The organism is Psychrobacillus sp. 05T411, from assembly GCF_056396485.1.
Window position 1 is genome coordinate 12,717 of sequence record NZ_JBFTLO010000025.1, and the last position, 21,020, is coordinate 33,736.

Annotated in this window: 21 protein-coding genes and 1 pseudogene; 1 reads left to right on the forward strand and 21 read right to left on the reverse strand. The window is 37.3% G+C overall.

All coding sequences use genetic code 11. From position 1 onward, the window contains the following. Positions 1 to 13: 13 nt before the first annotated feature. The 21 genes and pseudogenes from AC1DFT_RS16255 to AC1DFT_RS16355 form a co-directional block, all read right to left on the reverse strand. Positions 14 to 364, reverse strand: a complete 351-nt coding sequence (locus AC1DFT_RS16255; protein WP_478159935.1) for a small basic family protein — start codon at positions 362 to 364, stop codon at positions 14 to 16. 3 nt (positions 365 to 367) lie between these two features. Then, positions 368 to 1,087, reverse strand: a complete 720-nt coding sequence (locus AC1DFT_RS16260; protein WP_478159937.1) for a DUF881 domain-containing protein — start codon at positions 1,085 to 1,087, stop codon at positions 368 to 370. 21 nt (positions 1,088 to 1,108) lie between these two features. After that, positions 1,109 to 1,699 carry a DUF881 domain-containing protein gene (locus AC1DFT_RS16265; RefSeq protein ID WP_478159939.1) on the reverse strand — a complete coding sequence of 197 codons (591 nt, stop codon included), beginning with the start codon at positions 1,697 to 1,699 and terminating at the stop codon, positions 1,109 to 1,111. Positions 1,700 to 1,808: 109 nt separating this feature from the next. Continuing rightward, a complete protein-coding gene (locus tag AC1DFT_RS16270) occupies positions 1,809 to 2,609 on the reverse strand; it encodes a cell division protein FtsQ/DivIB (protein WP_478159941.1) in 801 nt (266 codons plus the stop codon). Position 2,610: 1 nt separating this feature from the next. Beyond that, positions 2,611 to 3,666 (reverse strand): annotated as a pseudogene (locus tag AC1DFT_RS16275) (FtsW/RodA/SpoVE family cell cycle protein); the annotation flags it as partial. 55 nt (positions 3,667 to 3,721) lie between these two features. Next, positions 3,722 to 5,077, reverse strand: coding sequence for a UDP-N-acetylmuramoyl-L-alanine--D-glutamate ligase (murD, locus tag AC1DFT_RS16280; protein WP_478159943.1), 1,356 nt, complete (start codon positions 5,075 to 5,077; stop codon positions 3,722 to 3,724). A gap of 1 nt (position 5,078) precedes the next feature. Then, on the reverse strand, positions 5,079 to 6,050 hold the full coding sequence (gene mraY / locus AC1DFT_RS16285; RefSeq protein WP_478159945.1) for a phospho-N-acetylmuramoyl-pentapeptide-transferase: 972 nt from the start codon (positions 6,048 to 6,050) through the stop codon (positions 5,079 to 5,081). Positions 6,051 to 6,115: 65 nt separating this feature from the next. Further along, positions 6,116 to 7,981: a penicillin-binding transpeptidase domain-containing protein gene (locus tag AC1DFT_RS16290; RefSeq protein WP_478159947.1), complete on the reverse strand. Its 1,866-nt coding sequence runs from the start codon at positions 7,979 to 7,981 to the stop codon at positions 6,116 to 6,118. A 112-nt stretch (positions 7,982 to 8,093) separates the two neighbouring features. After that, positions 8,094 to 10,259 (reverse strand): penicillin-binding transpeptidase domain-containing protein, encoded by a 2,166-nt coding sequence (locus AC1DFT_RS16295; RefSeq protein WP_478159949.1) that lies wholly within the window; start codon positions 10,257 to 10,259, stop codon positions 8,094 to 8,096. Between the two features lie 35 nt (positions 10,260 to 10,294). Beyond that, positions 10,295 to 10,663, reverse strand: a complete 369-nt coding sequence (gene ftsL / locus AC1DFT_RS16300) for a cell division protein FtsL (protein ID WP_478159951.1) — start codon at positions 10,661 to 10,663, stop codon at positions 10,295 to 10,297. Continuing rightward, on the reverse strand, positions 10,664 to 11,614 hold the full coding sequence (rsmH, locus tag AC1DFT_RS16305; protein WP_478159953.1) for a 16S rRNA (cytosine(1402)-N(4))-methyltransferase RsmH: 951 nt from the start codon (positions 11,612 to 11,614) through the stop codon (positions 10,664 to 10,666). A gap of 13 nt (positions 11,615 to 11,627) precedes the next feature. Further along, positions 11,628 to 12,059, reverse strand: coding sequence for a division/cell wall cluster transcriptional repressor MraZ (gene mraZ / locus AC1DFT_RS16310; RefSeq protein ID WP_142608601.1), 432 nt, complete (start codon positions 12,057 to 12,059; stop codon positions 11,628 to 11,630). A gap of 188 nt (positions 12,060 to 12,247) precedes the next feature. Further along, a complete protein-coding gene (bshC, locus tag AC1DFT_RS16315) occupies positions 12,248 to 13,864 on the reverse strand; it encodes a bacillithiol biosynthesis cysteine-adding enzyme BshC (RefSeq protein ID WP_478159956.1) in 1,617 nt (538 codons plus the stop codon). 173 nt (positions 13,865 to 14,037) lie between these two features. Beyond that, positions 14,038 to 14,427: a DUF3397 domain-containing protein gene (locus AC1DFT_RS16320; RefSeq protein ID WP_478159958.1), complete on the reverse strand. Its 390-nt coding sequence runs from the start codon at positions 14,425 to 14,427 to the stop codon at positions 14,038 to 14,040. Further along, positions 14,411 to 15,301, reverse strand: coding sequence for a ketopantoate reductase family protein (locus AC1DFT_RS16325; protein ID WP_478159960.1), 891 nt, complete (start codon positions 15,299 to 15,301; stop codon positions 14,411 to 14,413). The genes AC1DFT_RS16320 and AC1DFT_RS16325 overlap by 17 nt, the downstream gene beginning before the upstream one ends. 59 nt (positions 15,302 to 15,360) lie before the next feature. Continuing rightward, positions 15,361 to 16,902, reverse strand: coding sequence for an acyl-CoA carboxylase subunit beta (locus AC1DFT_RS16330; RefSeq protein ID WP_478159962.1), 1,542 nt, complete (start codon positions 16,900 to 16,902; stop codon positions 15,361 to 15,363). A gap of 39 nt (positions 16,903 to 16,941) precedes the next feature. After that, positions 16,942 to 17,154 (reverse strand): biotin/lipoyl-containing protein, encoded by a 213-nt coding sequence (locus AC1DFT_RS16335; RefSeq protein ID WP_478159964.1) that lies wholly within the window; start codon positions 17,152 to 17,154, stop codon positions 16,942 to 16,944. Between the two features lie 221 nt (positions 17,155 to 17,375). Then, complete coding sequence (locus AC1DFT_RS16340; RefSeq protein WP_478159966.1) at positions 17,376 to 17,774, reverse strand: transcriptional regulator; 399 nt, start codon at positions 17,772 to 17,774, stop codon at positions 17,376 to 17,378. 64 nt (positions 17,775 to 17,838) lie between these two features. Continuing rightward, positions 17,839 to 18,594, reverse strand: a complete 756-nt coding sequence (locus tag AC1DFT_RS16345; RefSeq protein ID WP_478159968.1) for an enoyl-CoA hydratase/isomerase family protein — start codon at positions 18,592 to 18,594, stop codon at positions 17,839 to 17,841. Positions 18,595 to 18,942: 348 nt separating this feature from the next. After that, positions 18,943 to 19,116, reverse strand: a complete 174-nt coding sequence (gene rpmF / locus AC1DFT_RS16350; protein ID WP_093263953.1) for a 50S ribosomal protein L32 — start codon at positions 19,114 to 19,116, stop codon at positions 18,943 to 18,945. Between the two features lie 24 nt (positions 19,117 to 19,140). After that, positions 19,141 to 19,680 (reverse strand): YceD family protein, encoded by a 540-nt coding sequence (locus AC1DFT_RS16355; protein ID WP_478159971.1) that lies wholly within the window; start codon positions 19,678 to 19,680, stop codon positions 19,141 to 19,143. Positions 19,681 to 19,804: 124 nt separating this feature from the next. Here AC1DFT_RS16355 and AC1DFT_RS16360 point away from each other — a divergent pair, with 124 nt between their 5' ends. Beyond that, complete coding sequence (locus tag AC1DFT_RS16360) at positions 19,805 to 21,019, forward strand: nucleotidyltransferase (RefSeq protein ID WP_478159973.1); 1,215 nt, start codon at positions 19,805 to 19,807, stop codon at positions 21,017 to 21,019. Position 21,020: the final 1 nt, after the last annotated feature.

The window sequence follows — 21,020 nt, forward strand, 5'->3', positions numbered from 1 at the left end:
TCATACATATTACTTAAATATTTTTTCTTTCCGACCATTTTGTCAATATAATACGGCGTATAACTGCTATATTTTGGAACAACCGAACACCAAATGCAAAAATGGCGGCCAAATATAAATCTACCCCAAGATGAACCCCTAAAAACGCAAGAGCAGCTGCGAGTCCAATGTTGAAGAAAAATCCAGAAACAAAAACCTTATCGTCATATACATGTTGTAATTGTGCTCTAATTCCCCCAAAAAGCGTATCGAGCGCAGCTAATACAGCAATAGACAAATAACTTTCATATATTTCAGGAATTTGGATATCTGTTAAAAGACCAAGTGAAATCCCGAGTATTAAACCTAATAATGGCAACCACATACGTTACTCTCCTCCTGGATTCTCTTTTAAAAATTGATTATTGATCGTTTGGTCGTAACCAGAAATAGTAAGATTGTTTACCGGATTCCCGATTTCTAACGTTAGATTATCGATGTAAAAGTCGTCTCCAATAGCAGAAGCCGCTAATTGATTATACATTTTTTTAGCATCTTCGAATGATGATGTTCCAATTTTAATCGTAAAAGGTGCATTTCGTATCGCTAAATTATTGACGGTAGTTTTGCCATTCACATCTCTTATCGCGGACGAATAAATGATGCGTTTCCCGTCTATATCCACCACTTTTGCTTTAAACCGATTAATTTCATTGACCAACCGAATAAGTAATTCAGGAGAAATACCTTCGACAGCTTGTCCTACTGCGATACTTTCTAATGATGGCTTAACAGTAATTGTAATTCCCGGACCATTAAACTCCTCTAATCCGATATCTTTCTTCAATTGATTTACTGTATCGTTTAATGCGATTTCAGGACTTTCATTTCTCATGTTTTCGTATTTACCAATTGTTTGTTCTAGCATACGTACTTCCGATAACAATTCTGAATGTAATTCCGTTTCTCTAGCTAGTTCTTGACGAATAGCCCAAACGTCTCTTGTATCTCTCGTTTCTGGATTTTGTACCGTATTATATTGAACGGCTATCATAAAACCAACTATTAACAAAATGATTGTAAACCGAATATAGACGGCTTTTTTCATTATTCGGCCTCCTTTATTTTGTCAGCTTGTTTCATCCCGTAATGCTGGCATCGTTATTTTCCCTTTTTCCTCCACCGTCACGACAATATGATCACTTGTTAGCTGGTCTAAAACGCCTCCACCTAGTTGGACAGATGCAAGTAGGACAGCTGGATCTCCTACTGCTTCAATTATAAATGGTGCTGGGAATGCCTTCCCATCTATCGTTATAACAGGACCAGTACACCGGATAAACGAATTCGCTCGAAGTCTTTGTCCATTAATAGAAATTGCTTCTGCTCCTGAAATCTTCAATTCGTTCACTACTTTAAATACATGACTTTCATGAACAATATAATCATTGGGATTTTCTTGAGACGGGTTATACGCACCATCTTCTAATGAAACGGATATCCCCTTTCCTTGTGCCGGAATATCCCCCAATAATAACCTTAACTTTTCTGCTTCTTTTACAAATGTCTCTACACTTTCTTCACTACTTGCAAATGATTTTTCCAAGTCACGAATCACTTGCTGTTTTTCATTTATTTCTTCCGATAGTTCCTTATTTTTCTCTTTTTGTTCAATTAAATCTTCTCTATATTTGCTCTGTTCCACAAAACCTTGACTCATTATATTACTTTCAGATTCATTTTCTACAGCCATACTGTAGGAGTAGGCAAGTATAAAACCTAAAACTAAACTAACTAAGGATATAAGTATTCTACCTCGGGAAGGAATCTTAAGGTGTTTGCGGTTCTTCTTCAAGATCCATCACCTCTTCTTCTGTTTGTTCATTGTGTAACTCTTTAAATGGTTGGAAGAACGAGCCGACCTCTAGATCGATAATGCCTTTAACGTCGGGATCTAACTGCGATACGATGGATGGATAATAATTCATCTTTTCGGCAAATGACGGGATAATTGCTTTAATTTCATTGCCATCATTCATAAATACTTGTATGGAATAGGCATCATTTTCTGTTGGTGTGTATATGATTTGAGAAATAGTTAGCAATACTTCTGGTTGTAAGATGGCTAATTCTTTTATTAATCTTAAACGAACTTTTTCTTCTTTAAACCCTGAAAAAATTGGTCCTTCCAGTGGCAACACTTGTCCGTCTGTCTCAATCACTTTGGCATTTTCCAAAATGATCTGAAGCATTCCATCTTTTTCCTCGTATCCTATTTGTTTGTATTCCTCGACTTGAATATGTACTTCCGTCAACCAGTTGCGTTTTACTTCAGCAGATTTTACCCACTCATTTTGTTCTAATGTTTTTTCAATATTTTTTTCCTTAAATCCCCACATCGAATCGCCTAATTTTAATGCACTTTGTTCGATATACTTTTCTTTTGGAACGAGCAGCGCACCTTTGAGCTCTATTGCCTGTACTTGACTATAGGCAGATTGAAAGTAGAGAACGATTAAGAGTGTCGTGACAAAGAGAAAAAGTAGAATGGAAAACTTTTTGTTTGTCCTACGTCTCCTACGTTCTTTAAAAGTAGGTATGCGCTCTTCAATATCGATGATTTTTTCCATTCTACCGCCTCCCTTCGTTTCTTGATGTATTTGCCAAATTGAATATAATCCCAATAATAATCCAAGTCATAACAAGTGATGACCCACCATAGCTTATAAACGGCAAAGTAACACCCGTTACAGGAAGTAACCCTGTCACAACGCCCATATTTAAAAACGTTTGAACAGTTAACAACGAAGTGAATGCAATAATCATTAACTGCGCTTCTCTCGTTTTGGCTTTCGCAGCCATCATAAAGCTCGTCGTAAAAAAAATAAGAAATGCGCTGATAACGATTATACCGCCGATAAAACCTGTCTCTTCTAATAAAATAGAAAAGATAAAATCATTTTGTGGTTCGGGTAAATATAAAAACTTTTGTCTACTATTCCCATAACCAAAGCCAAACAAACCAGCTGGTCCTATCGCTAGTAACGATTGAATCGCTTGGAATCCCGAACCTAAAGGATCTTTCCAAGGGTCAAGAAAAGCTTGAATTCGAACAAGTCTATATGGTGCTGAAATGATCAATGCCACAAAGCCAATAACTCCAACAGCCCCTATTGCTAAAAAAAACTTGATCGACAAACCTGCAGCAAACAATAAAAAGAATACCGCTACAACTAACACAAACGCAGATCCAAAATCCGGTTGAAGCATGATCAAACTGATAGGCAATAAAAGCAAAAGGGCACTTTGAAAATAGATTATCTTTTTCGGCTTTTTCTCATTTGCCAAAGCACTTGCTAATACTCCTAAGACAGCAATTTTAGCAAGTTCCGCTGGTTGGAAATTCATAAAGCCTAGCGGAATCCAACTTTGTGAACCATTACGTACGACGCCTATTCCTGGGATTAATACCCCTATTAATAATACGACAGAAATTAAATATAAAACTTGCCAAAATGTAGGAATGCGGATAATGCTTTTATTTCGGATAAAAAAGGCTACCGCAATACCTACAATTAAATAAGCAGCTTGCTTCACAGCGAATGGCATTTGACCTTTATAATGTACCTCACTCCAGTAAGAACCTGCAGAATGTACAAATAAAATGCCAATAATCGATAAAAATAGGACGGAGGAAACGAATAGTACTTTACTTTTGTCTTCCGATTATTTCATCCTTTCGTTACTCTTTTAATGCCATCACTTTTTCGATAAATTCATCCCCACGCAACTCGAAGCTCGCGTATTGATCCCAGCTTGCGCATGCAGGTGACAATAATACGACATCCCCTGCCCCCGACGATTTGATCCCTTCTTCAATAGCTTCTACTAAATTATTCACTCGAATAACTGTCGGAATAGATTGTTCCTCTCCAAACTTTTGTAAACGCTCAGCTGTTTCTCCGTAGTGAACCAACGCTTTAACATGATGTAAATGAGGGATCAGTTCATCAAATGAGTGTCCCCTATCCACACCGCCAGCGATTAAAATAACTGGTTCTGAAAAGCCTTCTAGTGCACTTTTCGTTGCAAGTGCATTTGTTGCTTTCGAATCATTATAAAACTTCCGATTTTTCCACTCCCGAACAAATTGCGTTCGATGTTTTACGCCGTGAAAGGTAGAAAGAACTGCCATAATATCTTCCAAAGTACAATTCATTAATAGTGCTGTGGCAGTTGCTGCTAACACATTTTCTAAATTATGTTTTCCACGAAGCGCGATGGAAGATCGGTCAAATAACTTTTCGCCATTCCAATATACGAATTGTTCATCCGCGCTAATGCCATCATTCGTCTTCTTGCTCACATAAAACGGCACTTTAATCGCATTACTGTTTTCTGCGTAATCCAATACAAGCTGTTGTTCCCCGTTAAATATAAACCAGTCGGACGCATCTTGGTTTTTCGTTATATTAAATTTAGCATCCGTATATTCTTGGAAATCGGCATGATAATCTAAATGGGCTTCGTACAAATTCATCAAAATGGCAATTTTCGGCTTTAATTGTTCTGTCCCCATTAGTTGAAACGATGAAAGCTCCGTTACGATCGTATTTTCTTTTGTAGCATCCCTCGCTACGCTGCTAGCTACCGTTCCGATATTCCCAGCGATCAATGGGTGTTTATCGCCTTGTTTAAGTATTTCAAAAACAAGCGTAGTCGTTGTTGTTTTTCCATTTGATCCTGTAATACCAATCATCGGGGCATCACTTATGCGATACGCCAGCTCCACTTCCGTCCAAACGGGGATAGCTCTTTTTTTCGCTTCAGTAATTACGGGATTCGTGTAGGGAATACCAGGGTTCTTTACTATAAGACTGAATCCCTCGTCTAAAAGATCCTCGGGATGACTTCCGCATATAACCGTTAGCCCTTTAGAAAGTAAATACTGAGCATTTTCATTTTGATCAAAAGGTTTTGCGTCATTAACTGTGACGAAAGCTCCTAAATCATGCAAAATTTCAGCTGCTGCCGTACCACTTTTAGCCAAACCTAATACGAGTATTTTTTTATGATAGACAATTGGTAACTGTTTCACTTTACAAAACCTCCATCAATACAACAAACATAGCGGCAACAAAACCAACTGCCCAAAATACTGTAACAATTTTACGTTCACTCCAACCAACTAATTCAAAATGATGATGTATCGGGCTCATTTTAAAAATACGCTTTCCAGTCGTTTTAAAACTAATTACTTGTAAAATAACGGATAATGTCTCTACTACAAAAATAATCCCAACGATTACCAACATCAATTCCTGCTTCACTAAAATAGATACCATTGCAAGAGAACCACCTAATGCTAGTGAACCTGTATCTCCCATAAATACTTTTGCTGGGTTTTTGTTGAATAATAGAAATCCTAAAAGTGCACCAGCCACACTAAATGCGAAAATAGCTATATCCGTTTGTTCAAATGTAAGCGCAAGCACCGCAAATGTAACAAAAGCTACGGATGCGGTTCCAGATACTAAACCATCTAACCCATCCGACAGATTTACTGCGTTAGAAAATCCGACTAACCAGAAAATGAGGAATGCCACATAAAATTGGCCAAAAGATAGATCGATGTCCGTAAATGGAATAGCAAGTGTTGTATCAAAAGGACCTAATTTCAATAAGAAGTAGGCAACAATGGATATAACAATTTGACCGATCAATTTCTGAATCGATGTTAATCCAAGATTTCGTTTAAGTACGACTTTGATGAAGTCATCTAAAAATCCAATAGCCCCGAAACCAACTAAGATGATGAGCAAAACGATCGATTGTGTCGTTAACTTATCGAAGTAAAACGACAAACCTACCGTGGAGACGATGATGGAAGTGATAAAAATAAGTCCACCCATCGTCGGCGTTCCTGCTTTTTTTTGATGTGATTGAGGTCCTTCTTCTCTAATACTTTGACCAAACTTCATTTTCCTTAAATAAGGTATAACGATTGGTGCGAGAATGACCGATAATAGAAAACTAACAAAAAGTGTTATAATCGTTGCAGATAATGTCATGAATAAATCTCCTTAATTGCCATCAACTATAGCTGAATATTCCATAGTTATATATTTTTTTATGGTTATTTCGTGTATACATGTATCGTGCCATCAATAGGTATGAGCGTATCTTCTTTTGGTAGCTGGGTAAGTATTTCTTCTCCCTCACCATGCCAAACTATTGAAAATGGATACATATAGGACGTTACTTCTTTTTTCTTTATTCCTACTAAATTTGGAACGCGAACTTGTTCGACGTCACCCCATCTGTATTCTTTTTCTAATTGTTCACCGCTGTTTGTGATTTCCAACGTATCCTCGATTATTTGCCCGACAATCGGTGCTGCAATAGTAGACCCAAATACCGTAGAATTTTTGGGATTATCGATTGCAACGTATACAACGATTTCCGGATTATTGGCTGGTGCAAAACCGATGAAAGATACGATATATTCACCATCCATATATCTTCCATCTTTCACCTTTTGGGCAGTTCCTGTTTTTCCACCGATTCGCAAACCATCTCTATATGCATACCTTCCTGATCCTAACGCTACAACATGTTCTAGCGCATCTCGAACTTTTGCAGATGTTTCTTCACTAATAACTCGTGTTTTCATCTCAGGTTCTGTACTAGATAAAATGTCATTCGTTTCCCCGTCTAGTACATTTTTGACAATATACGGTTTATATAAATAACCACCATTTATGGCTGCAGAAACCGCCTGCACTTGTTGAATTGGTGTTACCGAAATCCCTTGACCAAATGATGTTGTCGCATGTTCCACAGGACCGTATCGATCTTTACTAAATAGAATGCCCGTTGATTCTCCAGCCATGCCCGATTCGGTCGATTTTCCAAAACCAAAGTTGCGAATATACTCTTGAAGCTTTTCAGGACCAACTCTTCTGCCCAGCTCGACAAAACCGGGGTTACAGGAGTCTTGCACGACTTCTAAGAAAGTTTCATCTCCATGTCCTTGTCTTTTCCAACAACGAAGTCTAGCACCTTCTACCATTACGTATCCTGGATCAAAAAAATGATCATTTTCCAAATCAACAACATTTTCTTCTAACGCAGCACTTAGTGTAATTATTTTAAATGTCGAGCCCGGTTCAAACGTCATCCAAACTGGTAAATTACGATTATAAATGGTAGAATCCACATCTTGATAATTAGCAGGATCAAAGTTTGGAGCAGAAGCGAGTGCAAGTATTTCTCCCGTGTTAGGGTTCATTGCTATACCGATAGCTTGAGTCGCATCATACTGCTTCATCGCCTGGGAAAGTTCCCTTTCCACTACTTGTTGGATGTTCATATCGATGGTTAACTGTACATGATTTCCTTTAACTCCACTTTTCCAACCATCATCTACATGCGGTAACGGAACACCCTTTGCATCCGTATACATTCGAATAGCGGAACCTTTTCCCATCAATACATCATCATATTGATATTCAATCCCCGCAAGTCCTTGTGTATCGTAACCAGTAAAACCTAGTAATCTAGAAAGCATCTCCCCATGTGGATAATCTCTTATGTAGTCGACACCTGCATACAAACCTTTAATATTCTTATCTTGTATTTCCATTGCTAGTTCAGTAGAAATKTTTTTTCCAGCTGGTGCAATTTTCACAATCGACTCTCTTTTGTTTATTTGTTCCAATAGCTTTTCGTTTTCCATTTCTATAAGTGGTGCGATTTGGTCTGCTACTTKCTCGGGGTTATCATTTTGAGATGGCATGTAAAATAATGTCGGAGCCAGCTTATTGCCTACGATTACTTCTCCGTTTCTATCCAAAATATTGCCGCGGAGCGATGAATAAGGAAGCTCTCGATCCCAACTCTCTTTTGCTTTCGATGTCAATTCATCAAATTGAAAAAATTGTAGCTGGATTAGTTTAGCTCCAACTAACACAAATAAAATAATTGTAATCAGCCAAATCATTCGTAGACGGATCATTTGTTTTATTTTAGAAATGCCATTTTCTCCTTTTACTCGTTTTAGATAAGATATGAGAAAATGGCAGCAACTATTCTATCCCTCTTTTACAACTCTACTAATCCTGTGGCAGTTCTTCCAGTAATTCTTCTTCCTCAGGAACCGCATTATTTGTTTCCTCGGGAGTCGCTAATTGGACAACGATAGGTGTTTCACTAGTTACTAGGGAACCTGCTGTCAAACTTTGCTCTGTGACAAATCCTTCTCCAATAATTTCTATTGGAAGATTCGCTAATGATTTATATAACATTAAATTCCGCTTAGACCAACCAGAAAAATTTGGTAAATATATGTCACCCTGTCCTTTAATAAACACAGTGCCACTAGAAATGATAGAAGTGCCAGCAGTCGGATATTGTTCCAATACGTTTTCCGCCTGCCCAATTATAACAGTTTTCAGTCCTTGTGACTCTAGCATACTTTGACTCTCTACAATATTTTGACCTACTACATTTGGCATTTCAATAGGCGTAGCAAGTTCCAGGTTTTCAGGTTGAACATTTAAGTATTTTAAACTTTTTTCTGTTACTGCATTAAATATATCTGCAACCGGTTGAGATCCAGCTTCCGTTAACTCTAGATGAGGTTTGTGAACAGTTACATACACGATTAGTTGTGGGTCTTCCACTGGTGCCATTCCTAAGAAGGAATATAAGAAAACTTCGCGACCCCAGTAATAACCTCCACCTGGTTTTGCAATTTGCGCGGTGCCGGTCTTTCCAGCCGTTGTATATTCATCTAACTTAAAACGTTTCGCGGTACCATATTCAGATGTAACCGTACTAGCTAAAATTTCCTTTACCTTTTCCGCTGTTTCCGCTGAAATAGGGGATTTTTTTTCAGTCGGCTTATGATTGCTTAATACTTTACCGGTATTTGGATCGACAATTTTATCGATTACGTATGGTTGCATCATTTTTCCGTTATTTGTTATGGCAGTCATCCCTTGAACCATTTGCATAGGTGTTACAGTTGTACCTTGACCGTAGGTAGTCGTTACTCTATTCATTGGATATGTGTCAAGAATTGTACCGGTAGCTTCGTTTGGAAGATCGATGCCCGTTTTTTCACCAAAACCAAAGCGATGAATATAGTCGATGAATGTCTCATCACCTATTCGGTTCAGGAGGTATGCCATGGATACGTTAGAGGATCGTTGGAAACCTTCCAAATAACTAATTTGGCCCCACCCGTATACATTGTGATCTCGAATCGTATCACCATATAATGTGTAAGAACCTGATTTAAAGGTAGCATTTGGTTCCCATACACCTTCTTCAATAGCCGCTGCTAAAGTGAAGATTTTCATCGTCGAACCAGGTTCAATTGTTTGTTCGGTTGCCTCATTTAACCAATTTGTCGACAGACCTTCCCTGGTATTGGGCTCAAATGTAGGTCTTTGGGACATTGCAAGAATTTCTCCTGTTTTGGCATTCGCTACAATAGCAGTCATTTTCTCTGGATTATATTTTTCTTCCGCGTTATTTAAGGCATCTTCTAAAAAGTTTTGAATCGTTTTATCAATGGTCAAATAAATATCTTGCCCATCCTGTGGTTCTGTTACATTTTTTTTAGCATTTGGCAATAAAAATCCTTTTGTATCCCCTTTAAACTCAACTTTACCTGGGGTTCCAGTTAACTCTTTATCGTATATATATTCGAGCCCCATTTTCCCTACCGTCTCTGCTTTTCCATCATCGTTCTCTTCCTTTAATGCAAACCCGATTAAATGCGAAGCAAATTGCCCGTTAGGATAAAGTCTTTTTAAATCTTGTACGAAAATGATACCAGGTAGTTTATGTGCTTTTATTTCATTCATTTCTTTATGACTAATATCCCTACCTGCTTTTCCAAACTCGACTTGATATCTTTCTTTTTCTATATTTTTGTTAAGTAGAGCAACTATTTCATCCTTTGTCATATCAATATATTCCGATAATACTTGAGCCGTTTTTTCTGGATCAATTACATGTCTAGGAGCTTTGATATCTTCAGTAGCTTTTGGGCTAATAACTGCAATCATCTTATAACTTAGTGTATCTTGGACAATCACTTCCCCATTCCTATCAATAATTTTCCCTCTACTCGCCTGCAAAACTTGTTCTCTATTATACTTTGATTCTGCTTTTGCTGATAACACTTGTCCTTCCGCAACACCGGTAGTTTGAATGAAAACAAATCTACCTAGCAATAGAAAAAAGAGCCCTCCATAAAATAAAAACATTAGAAAGGCTCCCCATTGAAAACGAAATTTCTTATTCATTGTCCTGGTACTACCTTCACGTTTTGCTCATTCAGTTTCAAACCGAGCTCTTCCGCCTTTTTCCAAATGCGATCATAGGTAGACAATTCGCTTACTTGYATGGACAAATCTGTATTTTCTTTTGAAGTAGTATCGATTTGTTTTTCAATTTGAGAAATGTCCGTAGTTGTAGAACGAACGGCGGTTTGCGTTTGGATTACCATTATAGCGAGTAACGTTACAACAGAAAGCAGGCAAATGAGTAATATTTTCTCGCCTTTTGATAAAAATTTATTATGTTTTTTAACCGGATTTTGTATTTGTGGTTGTTTTGGTAAAGAAGGACGACTTATGTATGTTTCTGATTGATGATTACGTAAAGCCATTTAGACACTTCCTTTTTCAATTAGTTTTTCCACAATTCTTAGCTTTGCTGAACGTGATCGGTTATTCACTTCTAGTTCTTCTGCTGAAGGCAATATCGGTTTTCTTGTTACTAGCTTTAACATGGGCTCCATTCCAGCTGGAATTACTGGCAAGTTTGGAGGTAAATCAGGTAATGACGATGCTTCTTTAAAAATTGTTTTTGTAAGTCTATCTTCGAGTGAATGGAAAGTAATAACACTAACTCTTCCGCCCACATTGATCAGTTGGATAGCATCCTCTAGAGAATCTTCCGCTGCTCCAAGTTCATCATTTACAGCTATACGGATTGCTTGAAAAATTCGTTTTGCCGGATGTCCACCTGTTCGTCTCGCTGCAGCTGGAATCCCCGCTTTTATTAATTCCACCAATTGGAAAGTGGTCTCGATTGGCGCTAGTTCTCTCGCTTGCTCAATTTTTCGAGCAATTTGTTTAGAGAACTTCTCTTCTCCGTAACGGAAAAAGATTTTCACTAACTTTTCATATGCCCAATCATTGACAACATGAAAGGCAGTTAACTCGCTCGTTTGATCCATACGCATATCTAATGGAGCATCATAGTTATAGCTAAAACCACGTTCTGGCGTATCTAGTTGTGGGGATGAAACCCCTAAGTCATATAAAATGCCATCCACTTTTTCAATCCCAATGTTAGCAAGCTCTGTTTTCAAATAACGAAAATTCGCATGTACAAAGGTTACTTGTTCTAGGTATGGGGCAAGCTTTACTTTTGCGTTTTCAATCGCTGTCATATCTTGATCGAAACAGATTAACTTACCTTGCTCATTTAATTGTTTTACTAAGTATTCGCTATGACCTGCCCCACCTAATGTGCAGTCCACGTAAATACCATCTGGACGAACAGCAAGTCCATCTACCGTTTCTTTTAATAATACTGTTGTGTGATGAAACAAGCCTTTTCCTCCTCTAAATATCGAAGCCGATCATATTTTCTGCAATGTCATTGAAAGAATCCTCAGATTCCTCAAAGTAATTTTCCCATGCATCTTTCGCCCAAATCTCCAGGCGGTTCGATACACCTAGTACGATACATTCCTTGTCCATCTTTGCATAACTGCGAAGATTACTTGGAATATTGATACGACCCGTTTTATCAATTTCAACTTCAGTAGCACCTGAAAAGAAAAAACGCGTGAATGCTCGTGCATCTTTTTTCGTGACAGGAAGTTCTTTCAATTTTTCTTCGAGTTTTCGCCATTCATCCATAGGATAACCAAATAAACAATTATCAAGACCACGTGTTAAAACAAAACAGTCTTCTAAGTGTTCACGAAATTTGGATGGTATTATTAACCGTCCCTTCGCATCAACGTTATGTTGATATTCGCCCATGAACATGCTACTCACCCCACTTTATGTCATTAACATACCACATCCCCCCACTTTCCTCCACCCATTTTTTAAAAAATGAGCATTAAATTTTTCAAAATGTGTAAATAGTACTTGTTGAGACAAAAACAGTGCAAAAAAGCTATATTTCTCCTCATACAAAAGCCCCCACATAAACTGTGGGGGCTAGCTTTTTTTTATAGATAGACTACATGATGTTTACCATTAAACTCATAAGGAACTTCTAAAAGCTCTTGGATAAAATCTGCTCCTACTTCATTTACTAATTGAAGTGGGGAATAAATTCTCTCTTGCAATCCCCCATTTGGAATTAATTCCATAATAATTCGATCATAGCGATGAATAGAAGCATCTAACTTACCTAGAAGCGTATCATCAATTGCGTGTTCGATATAGGTTAATTGATTTTCATGATAACGCAAGTTTTTCTGGACTAATGGACTTAGTTTTAGATTATCATCTTTTAAGAGTAGCTCTAACTTTTCATACTTAGCAGCAAGTTCCTGTCTTATCGTTTCGATTAACTCGGGAATTTGCTCATTTCGATTGCTGTTAATGTACTGAAGTTTCGCTTCTTCCACCGCTCCATCCCATACATCTTGTATCGTGAACGAAAGTTTTTCGAGTAATGTTTGCGTTTTTGTATTTACAACCGTCACACTTAATCTCGGCATAATGACTGGCATCTTCATCTGAAACAATTCAAATGCCGTTTTTAGTGTCCCCCAGTAAGCAATTTCTCCGGGTCCCCCGATAAAACTTAATACTGGAAATACCATTTCTTGCATAATTGGTCTCGTTACAACGTTGTTACTTAATCTCTCCGGATGATTAACTGCAATTTGAAGCAACTCTTCTTTTGTAAAAGAAAGCCCTTTTGCTTCGTGGATGAACTGACCATCTTGTCTTTCTAATAAATATCGTTCCCCAGATTCCACATAAAATAAATGGGCAGCTGAATCCTTTGTTTGAATAGGCGTACCAAATCCGGCTTTTTCAAATTCTGTTTCCTTTTCGAAAACAATTTCTGCAAGCTCCGAAGACTTCTCCACAAAGAGTTGAAAATATTCGCTTTCTAACTTTCGAAGCGGCTCGTAAGCAGCATCTATTAAAAGTAAACCTTCTTCTTGGAAGAAATCATTCATAAGTGCTGCGAAGAAATCGGAATAGGTATTATTATTTTCTAAGTGATACACTACTTTAGAAAAAAGTTCTTTTGTGTATAAGGTTTCCGGTAAACTTTGAAAAATTTCAGTCAAGTAATTTACCATTAACGGCTTATCAAATAATGTCTCTGAAGCCATTTTCTTTATTTTCGTGTTCTGCGGATATACGAATTTTTGAAGTTTTCTACTTCTTTCTATGTAAATATGGTTAATCTCGTCAATATCATGATCTTCTCCAGCAATCCAAAAAACAGGAATAACCGGCACTCCAAGTTTCTCCCTCTGCTGTTTAGCTAATGTAATAACCGATATCGCTTTATGGATAGAATACAAAGGCCCTGTTAATATACCGGCCTGCTGTCCACCAATTACGACGACTCCATTGTCTTTCAACTCTTCTAAATGTTCGTTGCTTTTTTCTGAAAGCCCAAACTTACGCATATACGTTGTTAATACTTCTACAAGTTCCATTCTTTTAGTTTTGCTAAAATTAGTTTCTTGTAGTCTTTTATTAAGTGCCTTTTGATTCCATTCATAATGAAAAAAAGAAGATAAACTAGCCGTATTCTCCAAATATTTCTTATAAAAAAGGCTCGTGAATGGTTGTGTATGTTGCTCTAATCGCACGATTTTTCCACCTCTAATTATCAATTTCATCTCGGCGTTTTTTTCGTAGCTTCACAAAAACAATATATTCGCCGTCGATTATTATCCTAATCCAACAAAGTTCTTTACATGCTACTGAATTAAGACAAATACTTGTATGAGTATATCATTACAGGAGAATGCGTGGAAAATTATTAGCCTATATAACCTAATACATATCGGATAACTCCGATTATCCAAAGAAGCGCATAAAATAGACATAGCAATATAAATAACAATCTCCAAATCTTTCGAAGTAGTGGACGAACTTCCATTTCTTTTTTTGTACGCCAATCAAGGAAGGTTAAGATTGTTGCTAATAGTAATGAACAAATGATTAAAATGAAGCCGATATTTTTAGAAAAAATAACCGAATAAACATGTGAAACAGAGAAAAATAATAGAAATGTCGTTACATCTGCAGCAATACCGATCGACTTTTTCCCTTTATGTAATAAGAATTTAGAAACGCTGAATACTAAAATAAATAGTGCGATAGGGTATAATAGCAAAAATGAAATAATCGTATTAAAGATGTCGTTCACCTACTTTATTCTTTTCAGCCAATAATAAATAAAATGTATGCAATATCGGCAATTTCTTATTTCTTTTAGTCGCTTCCTCTATAATTGCCCCAACAATAGTATCAAGTTCCATCAAACGGCCATTTTCATAGTCTTTTAACATGGAAGAATGATTATATTGCGTATTTGTGCATAGCGCGACTACTTCATCCCATGAAAATCGACCTCTCCACTCTTCAAATGCATTTAGCATTTCATCGTAAATAGTTTTAGTAATCGTTTTATAAGCTATATTTTGTACAACCGCGCCATTCGGAACATGTGCAATTGTAGTCAAAGGATTAATCAAACTATTTAACATAGCTTTTTTAAACAACACATCTTCTATTTTAGTGGACATTTCTAACGGAAAATGCGCATTAGGAGAAAGTAATAATTCCTCTATCCTTGCCCATTCTCCTTTCCAAATACCAATCGTCGTAACCCCTACTCCAAGATGTTGGACTGTATGTGTATCTTTTTTCGTTGCTCCATGTAAAACAGAACCAATCAAGATAGTGTCTTGTTTTAATGTAGTAGCAAACGCGAGGTGGAGTAACCCATTTTGTAAAAATAGCAACGGTATATGTTTTGGCAATGCATCTATTTCATCTTTTAAGGCTTGTAAATGATGATATTTCACCGCTACAATGATTAAATCCATTTCGTTTAGCTTGTCCATGCTATAAACAAGATTGCTAGGGATCAACTGCTTAGTTGTATTCCTTTTTTCTATGTAGAACTCATTTGATGTATTAGGATTTCGAACTAAAAATGTAATAGTATGCTTTGCTTCTGCTAAATAGGCACCAAATAACATTCCGATAGACCCGGCGCCTACAATTCCAATATTCATATGAATCACCTCAGGTTTTTAAAAAGGTCTACCGGTAATGGTAGACCTTTTTAAAAAGATTATACAGGAAGCACTGGGTGTTTTCGAGGTGCTTGTGCAATTTCTTTGTCTTCATAATAACGAAGACGATTGGAAAGCTCCTGGCGTAAATCACTCGGTGCAACAATTTCATCAATAATCATTTCAGAAGCTAACTTATAAATATCAATTTCTTCTTTATATTCTGCGTGCTTTTCTTGTACAAATTGCAGTCGTTCTTTCGGATCTTCTATTGCTTCAATTTTATTGGAATAAACAGCATTTACAGCTGCTTCTGGACCCATCACCGCAATTTGAGCCGTTGGAAGTGCAATACATACGTCTGGTTCAAAGGCTGGCCCAGCCATCGCATATAGTCCTGCCCCGTAAGCTTTACGGACAATGACCGAGATTTTTGGCACAGTTGCAGAACTCATCGCTGCGATGAGCTTGGCACCATGTCTTATAATCCCAGCTCGCTCCACTTTCGTTCCAATCATAAATCCTGGAACATCTGCTAAAAATACGAGTGGAATGGAAAAAGCATCGCAAAGTGAAATAAATTTTGCTGCTTTATCCGCCGAATCTACAAAAAGCACCCCACCTTTTGCTTTGGGCTGGTTCGCGATTATTCCTACCGCTTGACCTTCAATGCGAGCAAATCCTGTAATAAGTTCCGGTGCAAACAGTTTTTTCACATCAAAGAATGTACCTTCATCTATTATCGCATCAATTGCCTCATACATATCAAATGGCGCGTTTTGGTTTTCTGGAATAATTGCTTCTAAGGTTCTTCCTTCTTTGTTTGCTTTCGCTTCTACTTTTTCGGGCTTCTTCGTGAAGTTTGCCGGGAAAAAACTTAAATATCGTTTTGCTTCTTCAATTGCTTCTTCTTCAGAAGTGACAAGTACATCCCCTACTCCACTAACTGTGCAGTGCATTCGCGCACCGCCCATCTCCTCTAAAGTCACTTTTTCACCAATTACTTTTTCCGCCATACGAGGGGAGCCTAAATACATCGATGCATTTCCTTCGACCATAAAGACTACATCACAAAACGCTGGAATGTATGCCCCACCTGCTGCAGACGGACCAAATAATAAACAAATTTGTGGGATGAAACCCGAAAGTCTTACTTGGTTGTGGAATATTTTACCGGCACCTCTGCGGTTTGGAAACATAGCTAGTTGATCAGTAATTCGAGCACCAGCGGAATCTACTAAATATAATAATGGCACTCTATTTTTTTCTGCTATTTCTTGTATACGTATAATTTTTTCCACCGTGCGGAATCCCCATGAACCTGCTTTCACGGTAGAATCATTTGCCATAACACAAACTGTTTGTCCATTTACTTTACCAGTCGCTGTGACAACACCATCTGCCGGTAAATCTCCTGCTTCTACATTTGCAAATCGACCATCTTCTGCATACTCACCGTTATCGAAAAGTAGTTTTAGGCGATCCCGTACAAATAATTTATTTTGTTGTTTCATTTTTTCATGATATTTTTCGTGACCACCTGCATGAATCGATGCTATTTTTTCTTCTAATCGTTCATTATACCCTTTTACTTCTCCCATTTTGTAAATCCCCCTTATTAGAAAAGCGCAAGCGCTAGTTTATTCAAACGTAATTAGAACGTCTCCTTCGTTAACAAAATCGCCTTCATTTGCATTGATAGTTGCTACTTTACCAACCACTTCTGCTTCGATAGGAATTTCCATTTTCATTGACTCTAGTACCATTACAACTTGTCCAACAGAAACTTCCTCTCCAACTGCTACGTTTACTGTAAATACCGTTCCTGCCATTGTTGATGCTAAATTTTTCATTTTGATATTTCCTCCCTTTGCTGTTCCTACCATTCCCCTTTTAGGGACACTCGCGTATATTCCATTTTTCGAAGCTTACTGTTTGTAAGAATTCATTGAAAAGTGGAATATTTGTTTTACACCTTCTATTTTAGCAGAAGAAAATACTTTTTGTGCGTTCTTTATTACTACTCTTCTATTTTCTGCATTAAAAAAAGCCTCTAATGGAAGAGACTTCTTAGTTACTGCCGTTCTAAATGCGTAATTCCTTGTTTGGCCCAATTTAATAATTGCTCGTAATCTTTTTTCAATAAATTATAAGCGCTAGAGATTTCATCATATGACTGTTTCATCTCATCATAACTTTCCATCGCTAACTGTAAATGATTTTGTAAAGTGGAAGAGTCTGCCACATCTCTTATTACATGTTCTTTCGATGAAGTTTCTTTTTTAAATATTTGAGGGCGTAGGTTTTTATTCCACCTGAATGCGCAAGCTTGTTTGGAGCGACCTAACAAAATGCTTGCTTCTTCAAATCCAGAAATTTGCGTGAGGCCTTGCTCTATTTTCTTTAAGACTATTTCTTTTAAAAGATTGTCTTCTTCCGCACTCCAACTATCTTTTCTAATTTTAACATTCATGTTTTTCACCCTTTGCTTTTTTACTAATATATGCAAAGTGGGTACAAATAGACTCTAAAAACGGTTATCTTTTTAAAAAAGCATCAACCGCTTCATGATGGGCATCCTGTTCCCAAAGAACCGAACAAGTCGATACTTCCGCCATAATCCGTTCATATAATTGGGTGTTTTCCCATTTTTGAATAACTTGTTTTTTGTATGCTTTTAAAACAGAAGCATGTGGGACACTCATTTTCTCGATAAACTTTCCTAAAGCACCATATTTATCACCCTCAAAAACTTCAGTTGCCCAACCGATAGATAGAAGATAGTCAGAAGTATATGGCACGGCTTCTGTTAGCATTTGCAACGCATGATCATGCCTCATCCCTTTTTCCAATAAATATGAGCCTCCGCCCCAACCAGAAGTAATTCCCAATTTCCCCTGAATAAATCCACATTTTGCTTCTTTTTTCACTAAACGAAAATCACATAATGTAGCGATTTCACAACCTCCACCTACAGCAGTCCCGTTTAACAAAGCAATTGTCGGAATATCTAATGTGGCAACTTCATATAAAACTTGCGCTGTTTCACTTAACATTACATAGGCTTCTCGCTCTGTTTTGAGCCTATGAAAAACGGAGAGATCTCCGCCTGAACAAAAAGTTTTTTCACCCACTCCTGTTATAACCGCTAGTTTAATGGAATTATCTGTTTTCACTTTTTGTATTAATTGTTTAAAACCTTCTACGACTTCCCCGTTAATCGCATTATGGATTGCAGGTCTGTTTATTTCAAAGATAATAATTTCGTCTCTTTTTTCAATTGTATATGCCATATCCATTCCCCTTTGCAATTTTCTATATCAAGGGTACCATACCAATTGATGAACAAGAAGTATGATTAGGAGAGAATCCAGTAAATGGATTAGGGCAACCATTCGGTCATCGATAGCAACCAATTCATAAAATAACAAGTTGACTCGGGGCGATACGACCAGGAATTGGACGCATTATTTACAAACATTGCGCGAAGACTAAAGGTCACTCTACGACGCATTGCCCCAATATAAAGACAGACCTTCTGCTGTTGATTGAAAGCTATCTACATACAATAATTTTATAAAACAAAAAACTACCAAAGAGCCATGGTCTCTTTGGTAGTCTTTTATGGAACAAATACTGAATTATTTGCTCACTACTTCTTTCCCTTTGTATTGACCGCATGATTTACAAATACGGTGAGCCAATTTCATTTCACCACAATTTGAACAAGCAACCATACCAGGTACGGATAATTTAAAATGTGTACGACGTTTTCTTTTTACAGTTTTAGAAGTTCTTCTAGCTGGTACTGCCATTGGTGGCACCTCCTTACAGATCTATTATTCGTCTGTTTGATCAAAATACTTAGCTAAATCAGCTAGTCTTGGATCCAATTTTGGTTGTTCATCTTCTTGCATATCGTTCAGATCTTCATCAGTTGTATAACTCCAACCATTCCCACCTTCATGTTTAACGTGGTCTGCACCTTCTTTAAACACTTGCAATGGAATTTCTAGAATAATTAACTCTTCTAGAATTGGGTCTACATGAATGACATCTCCTTCTACAACATGAAAATTATCATAGTTTTGAGCAGAAGCAGCTGCAGTCTCAGACCAGTTGAAAATTTCATCAGATTGAATCTCAAATGGATATTCTACATCTTCCCAAGTGCGAGCACAAGGTAATATTAGAGTTCCTGAAAGCTGAAAATGACAAGTCATTTGCGCTGCACCAAACGTGCAATGCCCTGTTACATGAACGGGTGAAATATTTCGAACGTCCGGGTTTAGTTCCTTCACTTTTTCAAGTGTAACGAACTCATCAAACGGCATCCCGTTTTCACGATATTTTGCTAGTTGACTAATTGCCCATTTCATACGATTATCACCTCAAGACAACAAAGTTGATTATATAATGACTGAATTTAGATGTCAAGATAATTTCTTGTCACTACAATATAATAACACTATAATTTGATTATGGAAAGGATTTGATTGGAATATGAAAGCTACTGGAATTGTTGTGGAATATAATCCATTTCATAATGGCCATCTACATCATTTACAGCAGTCACGACTGAAAACAAATAGTGACGTGATGATTGCTGTAATGTCTGGTAATTTCCTACAGCGTGGTGAACCGGCGCTTGTAGATAAATGGACACGAACGAAAATGGCTCTTTCTGCTGGTGTTGACTTAGTAATTGAGCTACCTTACGCATTTGCAACTGCTCAGGCTAGCGATTTTGCAAAAGGAGCGATTTTTTTATTAGATGCCTTAAAATGTACGTCATTTTGTTTTGGGAGCGAGGAGGGCTCTTTAAAGGCGTTTGAGCATACCTATGATTTATTAACCGAAAATACAACTGCTTATAATTCAGCTATTTCTACACTCATGAAAAAGGGAATTAGTTACCCAAAAGCGTTAAACGAAGCTTATCAAATTGTTTCTAGAGATGTGACTGTGCCATTAGTTGACCTGTCGAAGCCAAATAATATTTTAGGCTATCACTATATAGAGGCGGCTAAAACATTACATATGGAAATTCAACCCCAGACAATCCAACGTGTAGTCGCAAATTATCACGACTCAGCCAAAGCTTCGGAAACTATTGCAAGTGCAACCGGAATACGAAAACTATTGTTTGACAATGAGGAATTAGGCGCTGTGCAAACCTATATGCCAATAACTAGTGTAGAGGCATTATATGAATGGCAAAGCATAGCCAAATCTTTTGGAAATTGGGATCAATTTTATCCTTTACTTCGATTTATTATTTTACGTCATACGAAAGAAACATTGGCGCAGTTTGCAGAAGTGACAGAAGGTATGGAAAATGCTATTTGGAATGCAGCGACCACTAGTATTACTTTCCAATCTTTTATGGAGAAGATAAAATCGAAGCGATTTACATGGACTAGAATTCAGCGAATGTTAACGCATATTTTTAATGAATTTACATGGAAACAATTGAAAGAGACCAAGTTACCGACTTATATTCGCCCATTGGGGATGAACGAAAGAGGACAGGCCTATTTACAATCGATAAAAAAAGACTTGCAGCTTCCACTTGTAAGTAGAGTAGCCGCAAGTAAAGAAAATAGATTACTTCAGTTAGATATAAAAGCAGCCAATTTATATTATCTCGGTTTACAAAGTTCGTTTGGGCAACAAATGGTTGGGAGCGACTTCCGTATTGCTCCGATTCGAATATAAT

Bases quoted from the DNA above. Each gene is read 5' to 3' on its own strand.
- AC1DFT_RS16255 (WP_478159935.1), bottom strand. From the start codon at position 364: ATGTGGTTGCCATTATTAGGTTTAATACTCGGGATTTCACTTGGTCTT.
- AC1DFT_RS16260 (WP_478159937.1), bottom strand. From the start codon at position 1,087: ATGAAAAAAGCCGTCTATATTCGGTTTACAATCATTTTGTTAATAGTT.
- AC1DFT_RS16265 (WP_478159939.1), bottom strand. From the start codon at position 1,699: ATGAGTCAAGGTTTTGTGGAACAGAGCAAATATAGAGAAGATTTAATT.
- AC1DFT_RS16270 (WP_478159941.1), bottom strand. From the start codon at position 2,609: ATGGAAAAAATCATCGATATTGAAGAGCGCATACCTACTTTTAAAGAA.
- mraY (WP_478159945.1), bottom strand. From the start codon at position 6,050: ATGACATTATCTGCAACGATTATAACACTTTTTGTTAGTTTTCTATTA.
- AC1DFT_RS16295 (WP_478159949.1), bottom strand. From the start codon at position 10,259: ATGTTTTTATTTTATGGAGGGCTCTTTTTTCTATTGCTAGGTAGATTT.
- mraZ (WP_142608601.1), bottom strand. From the start codon at position 12,059: ATGTTCATGGGCGAATATCAACATAACGTTGATGCGAAGGGACGGTTA.
- AC1DFT_RS16325 (WP_478159960.1), bottom strand. From the start codon at position 15,301: ATGAATATTGGAATTGTAGGCGCCGGGTCTATCGGAATGTTATTTGGT.
- AC1DFT_RS16330 (WP_478159962.1), bottom strand. From the start codon at position 16,902: ATGGGAGAAGTAAAAGGGTATAATGAACGATTAGAAGAAAAAATAGCA.
- AC1DFT_RS16335 (WP_478159964.1), bottom strand. From the start codon at position 17,154: ATGAAAAATTTAGCATCAACAATGGCAGGAACGGTATTTACAGTAAAC.
- AC1DFT_RS16340 (WP_478159966.1), bottom strand. From the start codon at position 17,774: ATGAATGTTAAAATTAGAAAAGATAGTTGGAGTGCGGAAGAAGACAAT.
- AC1DFT_RS16345 (WP_478159968.1), bottom strand. From the start codon at position 18,594: ATGGCATATACAATTGAAAAAAGAGACGAAATTATTATCTTTGAAATA.
- rpmF (WP_093263953.1), bottom strand. From the start codon at position 19,116: ATGGCAGTACCAGCTAGAAGAACTTCTAAAACTGTAAAAAGAAAACGT.
- AC1DFT_RS16355 (WP_478159971.1), bottom strand. From the start codon at position 19,680: ATGAAATGGGCAATTAGTCAACTAGCAAAATATCGTGAAAACGGGATG.
- AC1DFT_RS16360 (WP_478159973.1), top strand. From the start codon at position 19,805: ATGAAAGCTACTGGAATTGTTGTGGAATATAATCCATTTCATAATGGC.